Source organism: Pseudomonas sp. MWU12-2319 (assembly GCF_023242525.1).
Classification (GTDB): domain Bacteria; phylum Pseudomonadota; class Gammaproteobacteria; order Pseudomonadales; family Pseudomonadaceae; genus Aquipseudomonas; species Aquipseudomonas gingeri_D.
In genome coordinates, this window is record NZ_JALJES010000006.1 from 265,187 (window position 1) to 282,018 (window position 16,832).

Genomic DNA, 16,832 nt, shown 5'->3' on the forward strand with positions numbered 1-16,832 from the left:
CGCGGCCGCCGGATAAAGCCGCGAACTCAGCCCTTGGCGGCCATCGCGGTGACTTCCACCCGCATGCCTTCGACCGCCAGGGCCGCCACGCCAACGGCTGCGCGCACCGGCCAGGGCTTGGCGAAGAAGCGTTTATAGACTTCGTTGAAGGCGGGGCGATCGGCGATGTCGGTGAGGTAGATGGTCAGGTGCAGAACCCGGTCCATGGAACTGCCGGCTTTTTCCAGTGCCACTTTGAGCGCCTGTAGCGTGCACTCGCTCTGCAGGGTGATGTCGCCCAGTTCCAGGCTGCCGTCGGCACGGGTAGGGATCTGGGTGGAGACCAGCAGGCCGCCGAAACCGGCAACATCGGAGGAGATGGAATCCGCGTCGGGGTCGGGAAGGAAGGTAATGCCTTGGTTCGCCATGAAATTCTCTTGCTTGAGGTGGGATAGGCGGATTATGCCGATTTGCCCGGCTACTCCGCCATCCGCCTGGCGTTATCGACTTCGCTCAAGCCGACTGCGCACCGAGGCCAGGTAGTCCACGCGGTATTGGCGCAAAATGTAGTCTTGGAAATTCTTCTGTTCCAAGTCTTGCCAGGCAAATTTGCGGGCGTCACCCGAGCGCTCGGCGGCGTCCACCAACATGTGCGTGTCAAAGGCGAAATTGGCCTCGGTCATGGGCTCATAGCCATATCGCAACATGAACTCCTTGGCCAGGGTCTCGATAACTTCGATCTCCTGGGTGCTCAGTTGCCCTTTGAATTTATCAATATTCGTGGTGATCGGCGAAGAGCTGTTGGATGACCAAAGCGCCGACATTTTCGAAATCTGCCTTGCTTCCCGGGATTCGGAGATATCGAGCATTTTGTCGAGAAATTCAATGCCGAAAAAATGGCAGATCTGCTTGAGTGTCGATTCTTCATCGAGCAGGAAATCTTCATAGCGTATGGTCAATACGCGCCCGGGGTAACGCTCGATCAAGGATTGCGCCGCTCGATGCGCCGCCACCCAGGTTTGTGCATTGATCAAGGTGTCGAAGTCATGAATGATCGCGCGATTCATTGAAGCGACCTGCGCACGGGGGTCACGGACAACATTGAGCAGCAGCATATTGGGGAAAAGCTGCATGAGTTCATGGGCGTAGTGCACATCGTCGAGCGACTTGTCCATCGCCACATGGGCGTGCTGCTGCTCCGCCGCGCATAACAGCAACTCCCAGGTAATCCGATGCACGCTTCGCGGCTCGTGGCGAACCCGCTCGAAAATATCGATCGGATCGAAAGCGCTGCCGGGCCATTTGACGATGCTGGCGGCCTGCAGACCGACAACATCGACCACCATGCGAAAGTAGGCGTTGTCATCGGCGATATCACCGTACAGGGGAACAATCGGCATATAGTCAGCGATGTGCAACGGATAAGGTGAAAAGAACTGCGGATTGAGATTGAGGCGTAGGCGCAGAGCATGACTACCGCAGCGACGCAACGGGATCATCAAGATGGGCCGTGGGCGCGCATTGCCAGTGGACACGGGTTTGTCGGTCACGTTCACGTCGTTCTCCTTGGAAACACAGCGGGCTCAGGCTACTTGGATGGGTGTATACAAGGCTGTTGTGGTTCAGGGCTCATGAAGGAGAGAGGAGGGGAGATAGTCCAGCTCGACCAGGGTGGCAATGATCAACTCCACCGCCTGGGCCGCACTCAGGGAGGCGGTGTCAATTCGCAAGTCGGGATAGAGCGGTGCTTCATAGGGGGCATCAATACCCGTCATCCCCGGTAGCTTCCCGGCCCTGGCTTTGGCATACAAACCCTTTCGGTCACGTCTTTCACAAACCTCCAGATCCGCCGCTATATATATTTCGAAAAAAGCCGTCTTGTGGGTGCCGGCCAACTCTCGACAGACCTGGCGCGTACTCGCGTAGGGCGCAATACACGCGCAGATTGCGATCCCGCCGGCCCTGGCGATCTCGATAGCCACAAAACCAATACGCTCTACATTGGCCTCGCGGTCCTCTTTTGAAAAACCGAGCCCCTTGCAGAGGCTATGTCGGACCACGTCGCCATCCAGCAAACTCACGGTTCGTCTCCCGTCCTCCCGCAGTCGCACGGCGATGCCATTGGCAATCGTTGACTTGCCGGCGCCAGACAGCCCGGTAAAAAAGAGCACAAAGCCTTGCTGTTGTTTCGGACGATATGAACGACGCAGTTCTGCGACGATATCGGGTGTACTGAACCATTCGGGAATTTCCGCGCCGCTGGCCAGCTTTTCCCTGACGGCGGTTCCCGACAGGCTCAGCACGGCGGCACCTGGTGGCACCTCTGAGGCCGGCGCGTAACGTCGCTCCTCCTTGATATACAACATTTCCTCGAAGGCCAGGATCTGCAGGCCGATTTCCTGCGCATGTGCCAACGCCATTTCCTGGGCGGCATAGGGCGAGTAGAACGCGTTGCCGTGCTTATCGTTGCCGGGACCGGCGTGATCACGGCCAACGATAAAGTGCGTGGCACCAAAGTTCTTGCGAATCAGGGCGTGCCAAACGGCCTCACGGGGGCCGCCCATACGCATGGCCAACGGCAGCAATGACAGCAGGACGGCATCGGCGGGGTAAGACTTCAGGGCGTGTTTGTAGCACCTGACACGGGTGTAATAATCGATATCATCCGGTTTGGTCAGCCCCACGACGGGCTGTAGCAACAAGGCCGCATTGGCCTGTTTCATGGCGCGAAGGGTCAGTTCGACATGGGCACAATGCATCGGATTACGTGTTTGAAAGGCAACGACCGCGTCCCAGCCACGACGGGCTATTTCGCGTTTGACTTGCGCGGGCGACAAGCGCAAATCAGAAAAATCATAGTGCGTCACCGAGTCGACTTTTTTGATGATCCCGCCGACATTGAAAGCATGCTGCCGATACAAGGCTGCCACACCGGGATGGCCCTTGTCCTGGGTGCCAAAAACCCGCAACGCCTCGATGTGATGGTCCGGTTGGTAGATTGACTCAATGGCCAGTACGGCTAATGTGAGGCCTTCCGGATCACGTAGCGCCAACTCGCCCCCGGGTACCAGTTGATCAGCCAATGTCTGCGGGATATCCAGGGTGATCGGCATTGGCCAAAGGGCACCCGAGCTCAGTCGCATGTGGTGGACGACGCTGAGATAATCCTCTAAACCGAGAAAACCCGTCAGCGGCGAAAAGGCCTCGTTAGCCAGAAGCTCCAGGTCACAGAGTTGTCTCGCGGAGAGTACCCAGAAAGGCAGGGAGGAAAGGTTATGCTTTTCTTTGTAGTTCTCCACGATAAGGCGCCCCTCTTTATTCGAATCGACCCAGTTTAGAGCGCACCAAAATCATGATGCGCGCACAATAAAATCAAAGAGTTGAATGCGAATTAACGGCGCTTTTGAGAGCGGGCAAGCTCGATTGCTTCGGCGTCCTTGCGCATGCGTTCATTTCCTTATATGGATATAGCTTTATGTAAGCCGAAGTAGAGCGTGATATCAAATGGCTGTCAATGCATGGGCATAGAACAAAACGGACTTGATGTTTTTTATCCTGAGTATTAACGGGTGTTCAGGGCTGGGGCAGCTCTTTGGTGAATCTGGCGCTTCGGCCATCTTCTACACTGTGGCCAGCCGCCGGAAATCCTCTATTAACAAGGCGTCTCATTCAGTGACGCCCTGGGCGCCGCGGGTGTTATTCCAGGCATCAAAGTGGACATGGGGGCAACGGATCTGGCCGCTCATCCAGGAGAAAAAATCACCGAGGGCCTGGACGGGCTGCGCAACCGGCTCAAGGAATACTTTCAAATGGGCGCCCGGTTTGCCAAGTGGCGTGCGGTCATCACCGTGGGGAGCGGCATTCCCAGCAGCGGTTGCATCGAGGCCAACGCCCAGGCGTTGGCCCGTTATGCCGCGTTGTGCCAGGAGGAGGGGCTGGTGCCCATCGTCGAGCCGGCTTTGGAGATCTGGCGCGGTGAGGAGGCGAATGTGGTGGCCGCTCAACAGGCGCTGTTACACAGACTCAGATGTAACCACACTGAGCATTCTCACCTACGATGCCCACCACCCCGAGGTGGCGATCATCGCACGATGGAACGCGTTATCAGAGCAGGTTGGAAACGACTAAATCACACAATGATCATCGGAACTGGCGCCTTTTTCAGTTACCTTTTCGACCATACGACCTCATCGTCGACCGCATAAGGTCGACAGTCTCGATGGGCTTTTGCACATTCATCCAAAGCAGTTTGCAGTGGTTCGTGACCGCCGGCCGATGCAGACCAGCCGCCATCGGGGGCGATGGTAAAAGCGCGTGGCTTTTTAAGTGCCAGAAACTTTCGATACCCGTCTCGGGCCGTTGTGCTGAGATAGGGAATAGCCGTCGTATCCTCTAGCGTCGCAAAATGCGTGGGGGGTGGAGTTTGTGCGGGTTTAACCCAAACTACGTCATTGTCCACGGCGTAGGGCCGGCAGTTTTTTCCCACTTTTTTACATTCGGCCAATCCCCTGCCAAGCGGATCAAAACCACCTTGCATTGAAGCAGCAGTGCCATCGCCAGCAATCAGAAAGGCGCGTGGAAGCTGTTTTGTTAGAAACTGTTGATAGGTTTGCCGGCCCTGATCGTTGATATACGGTACGGCATTCGCGTCATTGAGTGCCGCGAAATGTGTTGGTGGTGGAACCTGTGTCGGTAATCGCTTCACCCAGACCACTTCATTATCCACCGCGTAGGGGTAGCACGTGGCGCCTTTATTTTTACAGGCGCGAAGCCCGGCACCGAGCGGATCGAACCCACCATGCATGGAAGCGACGCCACCATTTTCGCCGATAAGGAAAGCGCGCGGCATGGATTGGGTCAAGAACTCTCGGTATTTCTGTCGATCCAGGTCGTTCGTAAGCGGCACGGCGCCAATATCCTCGATGGCGGCATACCGGGTTGGCGGCGGCGCAGGTACTGGCAGGTACTCGGGGTGGAGCGGTTGGTGAGGCAGCCCCAATTTGGCCAGGAAGGCGTCTACTTTAGCCCCCCAAATCGCCAGGCCTTCCGGAAAACCCAACAGGTTATGCGAGTCGTCCATGAAGTCGCCATACGCCACTAGTTCGGCCGCACCACCCGCTGCGGTATACCGCTCATAGACGGTGCGCCAGGTCGGCTCAGAAAACACTTTGTCATTGCTGCCATAAAACCAGATGGACGGAATGCTGGTATGTGCGCCGTTGTAGGCAGCGGCAACGGCCATACTTTGCTCCGAGGTGGCACAATCAGACTCTTTGAGCCCACCTGCAAAGTTAATCAGGCCTTTGACGTTAGGGATGTTGAGCGTGCCGAGTGCCAATGTGTTAAAGCCGCCAAAACTTTGGCCTGCGACAACAATGCGCCGACCATCGATGTAGGACTGTGCGGTCATATACTGGATGACTGCGCGGATGTCTTGGGCATTGCTGAGACCGGTCGCTATAAAGTCGCAACCATGGTGCTCTGGTTGTCCGCCCGATCCGGCAAAGCCACGCATCATGGGCAGCGCCACGGCATAACCGCGCGACAGAAAATAATAGGCGGAAAAAGTCAGGTGATAACGGGGATTATCCTTCGGCTTTTTTTTGCCATCGGAGCCGTGATTCATCACCACCAAGGGAAACGGGCCTGGGCCATTGGGCGTCAATATTGTCAGTTGCAGGGCAACAGGACGCTCGCTATCACCGGGAATATTGAGCACACGCTCATTCATGGAGGCCTCTGGCATCTTGCTGGCGTCAGGCTCTTCATTCGCGGCGTAGGCAGGATTAGTCCCTTGTAAAATGACATAAAACAAGAGGGCTATTATTTTTTTATATCGTGCTGGCATATAAGGTGCTCACTGCATCGTCCTGAGCGAAAGAGCCTCAGCACTTCTCAAGGGCTGTCTGTGAATGATGGCCAGCGATATTACCATTCCTCAAAGTGAACGTACCGCTCGTCAAGCGGCATATTGCCATTATTGGCCGGGGTGGTCGAGAAGCTGCCAAAGTACCAACGTGAGTGAGGTCGTCGGAGAGGCCAACAGGCTGAGCCTAAAGTTGGCCATTGACACGCCGATAACCGTTCAGGCCACCAAGAAACCGCCAAGATTGGTGCTCTGTGCAACGTATGCTTGAGTCCGTATAAAAATAAAAGAGGATAGCCATGACCATTCTTCAGCGAGTGATTGGCGGATTTGCCGTGTTGTTGGTGGTGTTGCTCACCATGGTCGGCATCAGCTATCAAAGCACCCACTCGATCAGCGAGCGCTTGACGATCATCACCGGCCAATCTGCGCCGTTGAGCCGGGCGGCCAGCGAGCTTTACGTTCATATTCTCAGGGCCAATCAGGCACTGTTGGCGGTTCTTATCAGCAACGACCCCAAGCAGATCGACGACGGCAAGCAGCCGTTCAACGACAGCCTGGTGCGCTTTACCCAATTGCTCGAGAGTATTCCGACCTATATCGGCGATCACCCGCAGCTACGCGACAACCTGACTCAACAACGCCAACTCAGTGCGGCTTATGTCGAACAGGCCCAGAGCCTGATGGAGACCCATCGCCAGTATGTGGCGCAAGTTGCCCTGACCCACGAGTTGCAAGGTTACAGCAGCAGCCAGGGAGTCCAGCTGACCAGCTATCTGCGCGATTATATCGCCCGTGAGCGCAGTGCCGGTGCCGATGAACACCTGGCCGCAGCGGAGAAGTTGCTGCTGGAAGTCAATAAGTCCTACGACAGTCTGGCCGCCCACGCCGCCAAGCCGGATATCGTGACCTTGCAGCGCCTGCTTAACCTGCAGGACGAGGTGATTAACTCGCGGGTCCAGGCATTTTTGGCGGTTGACCCCAGGGTAGGGCGCATCGTCGCGGTCATGGTCAACCGTTTGCTCAACGACCTGACCGGCAGTGATGGGCTGTATCGTGCCTTTCAGCAGGAAGCCAGCCTGGCCGACCATGTTCGCGAACAACGCCAGACGACGGAAACCCGCCTGCAGGCCACCCTGGACAAGATCGGCGAATTCGGTAGCCAGTCTCTTGACGTGGCCAGCGCGGCGAAGAGCGATGCCGACGCCACCATCAGCAACAGCCTCAGCCTGCTGTTGATCGTCTGTGTGCTGGCGGTGTTGGCCGCCTTGGTGATCGGGACGTGGGTGGCCTTCAGCCTGCGTCGGCCGCTGGCGGCCTTTCGCGAGGTGCTGAAGCAGCTTACCCGGGGTGACATGCGGGTGCGCTTCGATGTCAGTCGCAAAGATGAATTCGGTGAACTCGGCGGCTACCTCAACGAACTGACTCAGTCCTTGCAGACTACCTTCCGTGAGCTGATCGGCTCCGCCGATACCCTGGCCCAGTCCGCGAGCGATAACGCGGTGGTCAGCGAGCAGACCACACGGGTAGTGGATGAACAGAAAGATCGCCTGCATTCCGCTGCTTCGGCGATGACCGAGATGGAGAGTACCGTCGAAGAAGTCGCGCGGCGGGCGCAGGACACCCGTAGCGCGGTGGACGACACCAGCGAGCTGACCCACAAGGTGCAACAGCGAGTAGCCGAGACCATCGTCAATATCCGCCAGCAGGCCGAGCAGGTGAACAAGGCCTCGGCGGTCACCGACGAACTGCAGAAATATGGCCAGAACATCGACAGTATCGTCGATGCGATTCGCACCATTGCCGAACAGACCAACCTGTTGGCGCTCAACGCCGCCATTGAAGCGGCCCGTGCCGGCGAGCAAGGCAGGGGCTTTGCGGTGGTGGCTGATGAAGTGCGTTCACTGGCCAGCCGCACCCAGGCGTCGACCAGCGAAATCCAGGAAATGATCGGCCAGATGCAGGGCAAGATTCATTCCGCCGTGCAAGTGATGAACGAAAGCCAGGTGCAATCCAACAACTGCGTGACCTTGGCCTCTGGCGCCGATGAGCTGCTGGTGGCGATGGGGGAGGCGGTGGGCACCATCCGTGACATGAACATCCAGATCGCTGCCGCCACCGAGGAACAGAGTGCCACGGTGCAGGAAACCAGCCGCATGGTCACCCAGATCAACGACTCCGCCCAACAGGCCGCCGAGGGGGCCGAGCGTACGGCCAGCAGCAGCCAGGGCCTGTCGGACATGGCCAAGGTGCAGCGTGAGCTGCTCCATCATTTCAGCGTATGACGCCGGGGAGACCGAACATGAAACAGTGGTTGACGCTTGCCTTGGGTATCAGTTGCCTTACTGCCGGTTTGGCCCAGGCCGCTACGCCGCTGTTGGGCGTGGCCATGGCCAAATACGACGACAACTTCCAGACCATCCTGCGCAATGGCGTGCAGAAGCATGCCGCCGTGCTGGATACCGATATCTTCATGGAAGATGGTCATGATAGCGCCGAGTTGCAGATGCGCCAGTTTCGTAACCTGGTCAATTCCAAGGTAGACGCCATCGTGGTCGCGATGGTCAATGCCAAGAGCGCCCCTGAAATGCTGCGTTTGGCCACTGCGGCGAAAATCCCGCTGGTGTTCGTCAACCGCAACCCCGGTCCCGATAAATGGCCGGCGCAGACGGCATTCGTCGGATCCGATGAGCTGGAGTCGGGCACGCTGCAAATGGAAGAGCTGGCCCGCCGCGCCAACTACAAGGGCAATGTGGTGATCCTGGTGGGGGACCCCAACAACAAGTCCTCGTTGATGCGCACCGAAGATGTGGAAAAGGTCGTCGCCAAATACCCGAACATGAAAGTGGTACAGAAGAAGGTCGGTAACTGGGAGCGTAGCCAGGCGGCTGCCATTGTTATCGATTGGGTCAAGGCGGGCGTGGACTTCTCGATCATCGCGGCCAATAACGATGAGATGGCTATTGGCGCGATCATGGGGCTGGAAAAGGCCGGTAAAAATGCCAAGGACTATTGGGTCGGTGGCATTGATGGCACGCCTGACGGTTTGAAGCTGATGGCCGATGGCAAGATGGCCGTGAGTGTGTTCCAGGACGCCATCGGCCAGGCGAATGGCGCGGTGGAGGTTGCATTGCGCCTGGCCAGGGGAGAGAGCCTGGATTCACCGCTGATCTGGGTGCCGTTCAAGCTGATCACTCCGGAGAATCGGCAGGAGTTTGAATGAACCAGGTGCACACTTGACCAGCCTTCTTGGTTAGCTGGGTTGGGCCGCCAGGCTATTACTGACGTTACTCCCCAGCACAAGCACAGTAACAAAACCGCAGCCCACCAGGGCCGTCGCCAGGCTCAACAGCACCGAGCTGCCCAGTTGGTCGACGATCTGCCCGCCAAAGAATGAGCCCAGGGCAATAATCACCTGGAACAAGGCGACGAAGAGCGGCATGCCGCGCTCCACATCCTTGGGCGCTACGACAAACATCCAGATGCTGGCGCAGGCCGGAAAGGCGCCGAAGGCGAAGCCCCAGAGCGCTATGAGCATCGCTGCGCCGGTCATGCCCGTGGCGAAATAGGGAAACAGGGCAGTGCTGGTGCCGATCATCAGGGCGACCAGCAACAGGGTGTGACGGACGCTGCGGTTGGCGGCGAAACCGGCGAAAATATTACCCATTACCCCGGCCACGCCATAGAGCAGCAGCAATGAGCCAATAGTCGGCCCGTCGAAGCCGGAACTGTGTTTGAAGAAGGGGGCGACATAGGTGTAAGCGGCAAAGTGCGCCAGGCCAATCAGCAGTACAGCGATCAAGCCAACCCGAGATTGTGGATTGATGAACAAGGCCGGCAGGTCGCTGATGCGAATGGCCTTTTCCGGGGCGAGCCGCGGTAGCAGGAATATCTGCGCCAGTAGCACCGGTACGCCCAACAGCGCGGTGACCAGGAAGGTCATGCGCCAGCCCATCAGGCCACTCAGCCAGGTGCCTACGGGCACACCCAGTACGGTGGCCAATGTCACACCCACCATGATGATCGAGGTGGCCTGGGCTACGCCGACTCCCTTGGGGGCCAGGCGGCCGCTGAGGGCAATGGCAGTGGCCCAGAAACCGCCGATACTGATGCCCAGGAGTACGCGGCCGAACAGCAGCAGACTGAAGTCGCTGGCGTAGGCCACGACCGAGTTGGCGATGATCATTATCAGCGTCAGGCCGATCAGCAGATAGCGACGGTCCATGGCGCCAATGCCGACAGACAGCAATGGCGCGGCGAGGGCGGCCATGATGCCGGGCAAGGTAACCATCAGCCCGGCGTGGCCGGCACTGATACCCAGGTCACTGGCGACGTCGTTGAGTACGCCCACCGGGAGAAACTCACTGGTCACCAAGGCGAAGGCACCCACGGCGACCGAGAGAATCGCCAGCCATTGCTGCTTGACGCTCTGTTGATTATGTTCGGGAAGACCTCGAGGGGCCTGGCTTGCGCTTGGCATGGTGTTGGGTTCCGGGGGTATTCGCCTGAAGCCAGGCGGAAGGGAGAAATTGGAGGCGATTATATGAATCGGTTCTGGCAACCCAATAGGCGGGGGCTTCGATAGTAATCATCAGTGTAATCGATGAGAGGCTCCAAGCAGAGCGTCCGCGGGTTCGATTTGAGGAGGCGACAGAAATTTAAGGCGTAATGTCTGAAGCTGACACCAGGTGGGACCTTATGAATATATCGTATTTAACAAGTGGGCGATGTCAGATGTTCATAAGTAGCTCACAGGCCCGAGAGGAGGGCAGGCACTGATGCTTGCCTGCAGCTATCGAGTCTTCGAAATCAAGTTCAGTAAGGCTTATATCTTTTGACTCTGCCGGTACCGCGAACAATGCTGCTCAAAGCATTGCTGTCTGCGAACGCCAATCGTGCGCGCTTGTCGCTGTTGTGCTTGGCGCTGATCAACATGGCATTGCTGTAAACGGCCGCTCCGCTGGCAGACTTGGCAATAATGTGATCGACCTGAGGTGTGAGATCATGACCACCTTCGACCAGTAGACCAACCCGCTGGCCTGGAATGCGGTACTTGTCGGTGTACACAGGGTCAACGATGTCGTCGCTTATAAGATACCCATCGTTGAGAACGCGGTTGACTGCGCGGATAGTTTCGATCTGTGTGCTTGAGAACTCGGCTGCCTGCGACAGTATTACGCGGTCATTCCAATGCGCAAGCTGCTTGGGGTCATCCTTGACGGACTTCCACTCGGCATAATCGAGGAACGCGTAAGGCCTTGCCGCGGCAGGAAAAACGGGGAGCCGTCGGTAAGAGGGAAACCCTACAGTATTCAACTGGTCCTGGATGTTCCAGCCTGCGTTTGTCATTTCGTCGATGAGTGCGAGGTATTCGGCCTTCTTCGTCGGGTCGGCACCGCCGATGATAGGCGCTGGCTTTGGATGCAGAATAGGCCACGTGCGTGTGCGATTGACGTGCAGGCCGGCCAGGACTTTCGTGATAATCGTGAACCGCGTGGGCACACGCTGTTCTTCGGAAATTTCGGTAGCGTAATCGCAGGTGATGGCCACTTCGCAATTACCTCCTGCGGCATCCACCCAGCTCTCAAGCTCACGCTCGAATTGGCGCCATATACCTCCCGAGTTGAATGAGCCATACATCGGAACCAGGTTGCTCGAGGACTCGGGCCCACCAAACTCCAGAGCAATGAGGTGTCCTCGGTGGCAGTCTTCGTGCCGGGTGTCAGCCACTCCACCTTCATACATCGAAAGAGGCAGGACCGTGTTGTTTCGTGGAGTTGGCGTGTGAGGCTTCACCCCCGGTGACATCTCGGCAACGAGCCGTTTCACACGCTGGCGGGCTCCACCCTTGAAATTTTCAGGAGGATTGCTGAGGAACTGTACGAAGCGCATGGTCCTTCCTTGGAATGAGTGGATAGCCAAACAAACTGGGGAAATCGTACAGGGAGTGTGAACAGCGAAGCAAGGTGTGCGCCGCAGCAGTAACATTCGAAACATATCACTTAATTTAACATAATATACATTATGCGAAGTAACGGATTGAGACCTACGAGCCCTGGCTTGCATAAATCGACGTAACCTCATGGCACCTAAGCCAAGCCACTACGCCGGCATGACTGCTTGCAACGGTTCCGCGCTCTGAACCGAGCCGCTTCACCGCCACGGGCAAAAACGCCCCAGCAACATCGAGCGACGGTGTCAGCAAGCTGACAAGCGTTCGCCCGATGCTTCTCACAGAAAACGATAAACGCCAAGGACACCCGTAGCGCGGTGCCAGGCGTATCAGTCCTCCCCGAACATCGCGAGAAAGTTTGGCTGGCCGTTAGATGCGGCCAAACCGCCGTCGACCGGTATGATTACCCCGTTGACGAAGCTGGCGTCATCACTGGCCAGAAACGCAATGACAGCCGCGACCTCTTCCGGTAATGCCTGCCGACCGGCCGGCAGACGGGCGCGAAACGCCGACATGATGGCCTCGTTCTTCTCTATATCTGCCGTCGCATCGGTGCTGGTGAGGCTGGGAGCGACGGCGTTTACCCGGACGTTCCTAGCGGCGTACTCCAGGGCAAGCGACCGGGTCAGATTGCTGACCGCCCCCTTCGCTGCGTTGTACCCGCTTCCTCCCCAGTCACCACCCAGGCCGGAGGCTGACGATACGTTGACGATTGAGCCCTTGGTGGCGAGCAAGTGAGGCAACGCCTCCCGGCAGCCAAAATAGACTCCGTCCAGGTCAGTGGCGATCTGTCGCCGCCAGTCCTCTGTGGAAAGCTGGGCGAATGGGCCAAAGATGGCGAAGCCGGCGTTGTTGACCAGTACGTCCAGCCGGCCGAACTTGGCGACTGTGTCGGCTATGAGCCGCTTGACGTACGTCTCGTCCGAGATGTCGCCAGGATGGAGCATCACCTTGGTCGGATCGGCTCCTTCCACTGTTTTGGCGAGCTTGTGTTCGCGGCGGCCGTTAAGCACCACCGATGCGCCCTCGGACAAGAACCGGCGGGCCGTGGCGGCCCCAATGCCTGTCCCGGCCCCTGTCACGACTACAACTTTGCCTGCGAAACGATTCATGTTGTTTTCCTCCGCGTATGGTTGATGAACACGGGAGTTGACGTTACGGCGGCCAGGCCAAAAAACTTCGCCCTGGCACTGGTACCACCCGTGAGGAGCGTTTCGAGCCACATGGATTAAAGCTCAGAAGCGTTCGAGCATCTCAGCAATTGCTGTACGATCAGCAGCGGCCCTCAAAAACGCCAAGGACAGAAATGGCGCTCATTCCATCCCTTTGGCCTGCAATAAACTCACGGCTTTTTCTTCACCCAACGCCTTGATCAACTCGAGCGAGTCCTCTGCATGCCGAGAACCTTTCGCCATTGCTGCCGTGTAGGTCGTATAGCTCTGGATTTCGGCCGGGAGCGCTCCAACAAACTGGATGCCGGGTACAGCCAATAATTCGCTGATTTGATGAATGGCAACGCTTGCCTCACCGTCGACGAGCTTCGTACCCACCAGCCCACCATTCACCAGGACAGCCTTTCTGGCAACCTCTTCAGAAACGCCCAGCTTATCGAATAACCCAGTCAGGTAGATCCCCGATGAGCCTCCAGACTTGGGGTCGATATAAGCAATTTTTGCCTCAGAATGCAGCATGGACTTGAAGTCGTTGACCGTGGAAATCACGGGCTTCGGAGCGTTCAACGGGACGGCCACACCGATACCGACCTTCGCGACGTTCTTCGCAGTATCCTTGTCCATACTCCCGGCGGCTTCGAACTTGCTGACCAGCGAGTCCGTAAGAATCGCCACATCAAAACGTTCCCCTGACTCAATCCTTTTGTTCAGTTCCCCAGCAGTACCGTTAGAGATGTTCAGGGTAATATGCTTCGAAGCCTCAAGCTCCGGCGCGATGGCCAATAACACCGGTTTGAATGCTCCCGTGGTCAACACCTTGATTTCAGCGGCTTGCGCACCGTTGAAGGCTGTCAGCAATAAAACAGCGACTGCAAGTTTTGACTTCATAACCCTACCTGAAGATCACGCTAGAACCCCGGGGACATCGCCCTCGGCTGAGACAACACTGGGGCCGGATGAGACTAGCCCTGGGGCAAGCGCATTTCAACCAATCCCCTACGCTTGATCAACCGCCAGAAAAACACCCACAGCCTGATGGAATAAACCTCTTAGCCAAGCGTCCTTTCAGCCACTGTTGCCGGCGATGGAGATGTAGTCGGTATAGAGCTGCGGCGCGCCAGAAAAAGACGCCAGTTCACGCCACTCGTCGTACATACGCTCACTCTCCTGATGCTCGCGCACGAACGTCAGGGCCTTGTCCGTCGAAACGTCCAGCTCAGGGTGGAAGGCGTTCAGGGACTCCAGGCTTTCGATTTCCAGCATGACCGCGTATTGGTCGAGGCGGCTACCGCCCTGCCCTTTGAGCATGTGAAATTTCCAGCCCGGGTAGTCTTCCACGCGGTGAATATTGCCGGTGATGAACGCCTCGAAGGTCTCCGGCGCCACGCCGGAACGCAGGGCCAGATTATGAATCCCCACCACCCGGGCCACCGCTTTGGCCTGATAGTTAGGGCCTTCCGGCAGCGAGCTGTTGGTGTTCTCAGCCACTGTTGAATAGTAGGAGAAGATGGTCGGTAGCTCGGCGAAGGTTGAGAAGGTTTTCCACTCGGCAATCAGAGCCTGTGCCTGCGAATGTTCCCGCCAGAACCCCCGCGCACGGATGGTCTGATCGCCGTTGCGGTCAATATACTGGGCGTACTGTTCCGCGCTGGGTGCCTCCTGCAGCATCAGATACTGGTTTTCCCTTTCACCACGCAGCCCTTTCAATAATGTCCAATGCCAGCCGGGATAAGCCGGAATCCCCACGCCGCGTTCGCGCACGAAATTTTCGAAATGCTCAGCCGTAACGCCCTTTTTCAAATTGAGGCCAATGTAATGCAGGCTGAACACCGGACCGGATAATTGACTCATAAAGACTCCATGGATTGACTACGTCAGGACAGCCCTGTCATAGCCTCAACGCGCAATGCGTCGGGCACTGGAACAGACCAGCAGCATGATCACCACACCCGCGCTGAAAGCCGTGGTCAGGCTGGAATGGTGGGCAACAAATCCGATAAGCGCCGGGCCGCTCAACAACCCCGTGTAACCGATAAGGGTCACGGCCGAAAGCGCGAAGCTCGACGGGACATCCGGCTGGTTGCCGGCGGTGGTGAACAGAATCGGGATGATATTGGACAGGCCGATGCCTGCCAGGATGAACCCGGCGAGGGCCACACCAGGGAGATCGACCGAGACGATCAGCAGCAGCCCGACTGCGGCACATGAACCGCCCAGCATCAGCATGCGTTGCCGGCCGAACGCGTTGACCAGGCGATCGCCGTACAACCTGCCCAGCGCGACGGCGATGGCATAAAGGGTGTAGCCAAAACCGGCATGGCTTTTTTCCATGCCGCGCTCCGAATGAAGGAACACAGCCGACCAGTCCAGCATCGCGCCCTCAATCAGGAAGATGAAAAAGCACAACACGGCAATAAACAGAATCCCCGGGTGTGAGAGCGCCTGAAACGTGCCGCCAGACTCACCGCTTTCCTGCGGCCGCTTGGCGAGCAGATGACCGGAAGCCGTCATCACCACAAGCGCAATCAGCAGCACGATCAGGAAAATGGCCTGCAGAGGCATCAGCCCAGCCCACAGCAGCAGACTGACGCCCCCTGCCCCGGCGACACAGCCAATGCTGTAGAAACCGTGAAATCCGGACATCCTCGCCTGCCCGCTGTCACGTTCGACAATCACCGCCTGGGCATTCATCGACACATCCAACAGGCCGTTCACCGCGCCAAAAACCAGCAATGCGCCGCCAATCTCCACGGCAGAGGTGGCGTGCATCATGAACGGCAGGATCAAACAGAAGACCGCTGCGCAGGCAAGGATCAGCGTCCGACAGCCGAGCCTGGCGATGGCGCGCCCGGTAAAGGGCATTACCAGCATGGAGCCCGCCGCAATACAAAACAGCAGCAGGCCCAGCGTGCCGTCATCAATATCGAGCCGGGCTTTGACAAATGGAATCAACGGCGCCCAGGACGCCATGCCCAGCCCGGCAATAAAGAAGATGCCCCGTGTGGCGTGCTGCTGACGAAGATTCTCGCTGCTCTGCGAGAGGGATACATTTGTACTCACAGGCTTTGCGCCACTGACAGATAGTCGGTATAGATCTGCGGCGAGCCGGAAAACGAGGCCAGTTGCTTCCACTCTTCGTACATCTGCTTGGTGTCCCGGTGTGCCCGGGCAAATTTCGCCGCTTCATCGGTGGCGATATCCGGCTCTGGATAAAACACATCGAGCGCCTTCAGGCTCGCGATCTCCATCAGCACCACGTACTGGTCCAGACGGTTGCCCCGCTCGCCTTTGAGCAAGCGGAATTTCCAGTCCGGATAGTCCTCGATGCGCTGGTGGTTTTGCGCAATAAAGGTCTCGAAGGTCTGCGCCTGGACATCGGGGCGCAACGCGAGATTGTGGATGCCGATAACCCGCGCGACAGGCTCCTCCCCTGCCCGCTCCTGGTAACGCGGGCCATGGGGCACGGTGCTTTTGCTGTTTTCCGCCAGCAGCCGATAATCGGTGTAAAGGGTGGGCAGTTCGCTGAAGGTAGCGTAACGCTTCCACTCCCCGAGAATATCCAGCGCTTCGGGATGTTCACGCCAGAACTGGTGGGCCAGTTCTGTTTTATTACCATCCGCGGCCATATAACAATCGCGCTGCGCGGCGCTGTCGATCTCAAACAGCATCAGGTATTGCCCTGCCCGTTCGCCCCGCAACCCGCGTAACAAGGTCCAGCTCCAGCCCGGATAGCTGGGAATATGTACGCCCTTGTGGCGAACAAAGTGCTCAAACTGTTCTGGCGTCACGCCGGCTTCAGTGTCGATAGCAATGTAGTAGAGGCTGAAGACCGGCACGGATGAGCTTTTTTGCTGTTCCATCG

General features: G+C 57.6%; 13 protein-coding genes and 1 pseudogene. 3 read left to right on the forward strand and 11 right to left on the reverse strand.

Going from position 1 to position 16,832, the window contains the following annotated elements; translation table 11 throughout:
* Positions 1–26: 26 nt before the first annotated feature.
* The 3 genes from M5C01_RS12670 to M5C01_RS12680 all read right to left on the reverse strand — a co-directional run bounded on the left by M5C01_RS12670 (position 27) and on the right by M5C01_RS12680 (position 3,278).
* Positions 27–407, reverse strand: a complete 381-nt coding sequence (locus tag M5C01_RS12670; RefSeq protein ID WP_152739038.1) for a RidA family protein — start codon at positions 405–407, stop codon at positions 27–29.
* 72 nt (positions 408–479) lie between these two features.
* Positions 480–1,535 (reverse strand): sulfotransferase, encoded by a 1,056-nt coding sequence (locus M5C01_RS12675; RefSeq protein WP_218171190.1) that lies wholly within the window; start codon positions 1,533–1,535, stop codon positions 480–482.
* A 66-nt stretch (positions 1,536–1,601) separates the two neighbouring features.
* On the reverse strand, positions 1,602–3,278 hold the full coding sequence (locus M5C01_RS12680) for a bifunctional sulfate adenylyltransferase/adenylylsulfate kinase (RefSeq protein WP_152739041.1): 1,677 nt from the start codon (positions 3,276–3,278) through the stop codon (positions 1,602–1,604).
* A 369-nt stretch (positions 3,279–3,647) separates the two neighbouring features.
* Here M5C01_RS12680 and M5C01_RS12685 point away from each other — a divergent pair.
* A pseudogene (locus M5C01_RS12685) lies at positions 3,648–4,184 on the forward strand (class I fructose-bisphosphate aldolase); the annotation flags it as partial.
* On the opposite strand, the gene M5C01_RS12690 reads toward M5C01_RS12685, so the two are convergent.
* Positions 4,145–5,710 carry a CocE/NonD family hydrolase gene (locus M5C01_RS12690; protein WP_177098995.1) on the reverse strand — a complete coding sequence of 522 codons (1,566 nt, stop codon included), beginning with the start codon at positions 5,708–5,710 and terminating at the stop codon, positions 4,145–4,147. The pseudogene M5C01_RS12685 and the gene M5C01_RS12690 overlap by 40 nt on opposite strands.
* Positions 5,711–6,144: 434 nt before the next feature.
* Here M5C01_RS12690 and M5C01_RS12695 point away from each other — a divergent pair, with 434 nt between their 5' ends.
* Positions 6,145–8,130, forward strand: coding sequence for a methyl-accepting chemotaxis protein (locus M5C01_RS12695; protein WP_152739046.1), 1,986 nt, complete (start codon positions 6,145–6,147; stop codon positions 8,128–8,130).
* 17 nt (positions 8,131–8,147) lie between these two features.
* Positions 8,148–9,068, forward strand: a complete 921-nt coding sequence (locus tag M5C01_RS12700; protein ID WP_152739049.1) for a substrate-binding domain-containing protein — start codon at positions 8,148–8,150, stop codon at positions 9,066–9,068.
* Between the two features lie 30 nt (positions 9,069–9,098).
* Here the strand turns inward: M5C01_RS12700 and M5C01_RS12705 are convergent, their stop codons facing one another.
* The 7 genes from M5C01_RS12705 to M5C01_RS12735 form a co-directional block, all read right to left on the reverse strand.
* Complete coding sequence (locus M5C01_RS12705; protein WP_152739052.1) at positions 9,099–10,325, reverse strand: MFS transporter; 1,227 nt, start codon at positions 10,323–10,325, stop codon at positions 9,099–9,101.
* A 335-nt stretch (positions 10,326–10,660) separates the two neighbouring features.
* On the reverse strand, positions 10,661–11,737 hold the full coding sequence (locus M5C01_RS12710; RefSeq protein WP_177098998.1) for a DNA/RNA non-specific endonuclease: 1,077 nt from the start codon (positions 11,735–11,737) through the stop codon (positions 10,661–10,663).
* Between the two features lie 390 nt (positions 11,738–12,127).
* A complete protein-coding gene (locus M5C01_RS12715; protein ID WP_152739057.1) occupies positions 12,128–12,910 on the reverse strand; it encodes an SDR family oxidoreductase in 783 nt (260 codons plus the stop codon).
* A gap of 201 nt (positions 12,911–13,111) precedes the next feature.
* Positions 13,112–13,858: a substrate-binding domain-containing protein gene (locus M5C01_RS12720; RefSeq protein ID WP_152739060.1), complete on the reverse strand. Its 747-nt coding sequence runs from the start codon at positions 13,856–13,858 to the stop codon at positions 13,112–13,114.
* Positions 13,859–14,035: 177 nt separating this feature from the next.
* A complete protein-coding gene (locus tag M5C01_RS12725; RefSeq protein WP_152739063.1) occupies positions 14,036–14,821 on the reverse strand; it encodes a hypothetical protein in 786 nt (261 codons plus the stop codon).
* A gap of 45 nt (positions 14,822–14,866) precedes the next feature.
* On the reverse strand, positions 14,867–16,030 hold the full coding sequence (locus M5C01_RS12730; RefSeq protein ID WP_178129830.1) for an MFS transporter: 1,164 nt from the start codon (positions 16,028–16,030) through the stop codon (positions 14,867–14,869).
* Complete coding sequence (locus M5C01_RS12735) at positions 16,027–16,830, reverse strand: hypothetical protein (protein WP_152739066.1); 804 nt, start codon at positions 16,828–16,830, stop codon at positions 16,027–16,029. The genes M5C01_RS12730 and M5C01_RS12735 overlap by 4 nt, the downstream gene beginning before the upstream one ends.
* Positions 16,831–16,832 lie beyond the last annotated feature (2 nt).

What these genes read in the sequence shown, in the direction of transcription:
- M5C01_RS12670 (WP_152739038.1), bottom strand. Translation starts at nt 407, where the DNA reads ATGGCGAACCAAGGCATTACCTTCCTTCCCGACCCCGACGCGGATTCC.
- M5C01_RS12690 (WP_177098995.1), bottom strand. Translation starts at nt 5,710, where the DNA reads ATGAATGAGCGTGTGCTCAATATTCCCGGTGATAGCGAGCGTCCTGTT.
- M5C01_RS12695 (WP_152739046.1), top strand. Translation starts at nt 6,145, where the DNA reads ATGACCATTCTTCAGCGAGTGATTGGCGGATTTGCCGTGTTGTTGGTG.
- M5C01_RS12700 (WP_152739049.1), top strand. Translation starts at nt 8,148, where the DNA reads ATGAAACAGTGGTTGACGCTTGCCTTGGGTATCAGTTGCCTTACTGCC.
- M5C01_RS12705 (WP_152739052.1), bottom strand. Translation starts at nt 10,325, where the DNA reads ATGCCAAGCGCAAGCCAGGCCCCTCGAGGTCTTCCCGAACATAATCAA.
- M5C01_RS12710 (WP_177098998.1), bottom strand. Translation starts at nt 11,737, where the DNA reads ATGCGCTTCGTACAGTTCCTCAGCAATCCTCCTGAAAATTTCAAGGGT.
- M5C01_RS12715 (WP_152739057.1), bottom strand. Translation starts at nt 12,910, where the DNA reads ATGAATCGTTTCGCAGGCAAAGTTGTAGTCGTGACAGGGGCCGGGACA.
- M5C01_RS12720 (WP_152739060.1), bottom strand. Translation starts at nt 13,858, where the DNA reads ATGAAGTCAAAACTTGCAGTCGCTGTTTTATTGCTGACAGCCTTCAAC.
- M5C01_RS12725 (WP_152739063.1), bottom strand. Translation starts at nt 14,821, where the DNA reads ATGAGTCAATTATCCGGTCCGGTGTTCAGCCTGCATTACATTGGCCTC.
- M5C01_RS12735 (WP_152739066.1), bottom strand. Translation starts at nt 16,830, where the DNA reads ATGGAACAGCAAAAAAGCTCATCCGTGCCGGTCTTCAGCCTCTACTAC.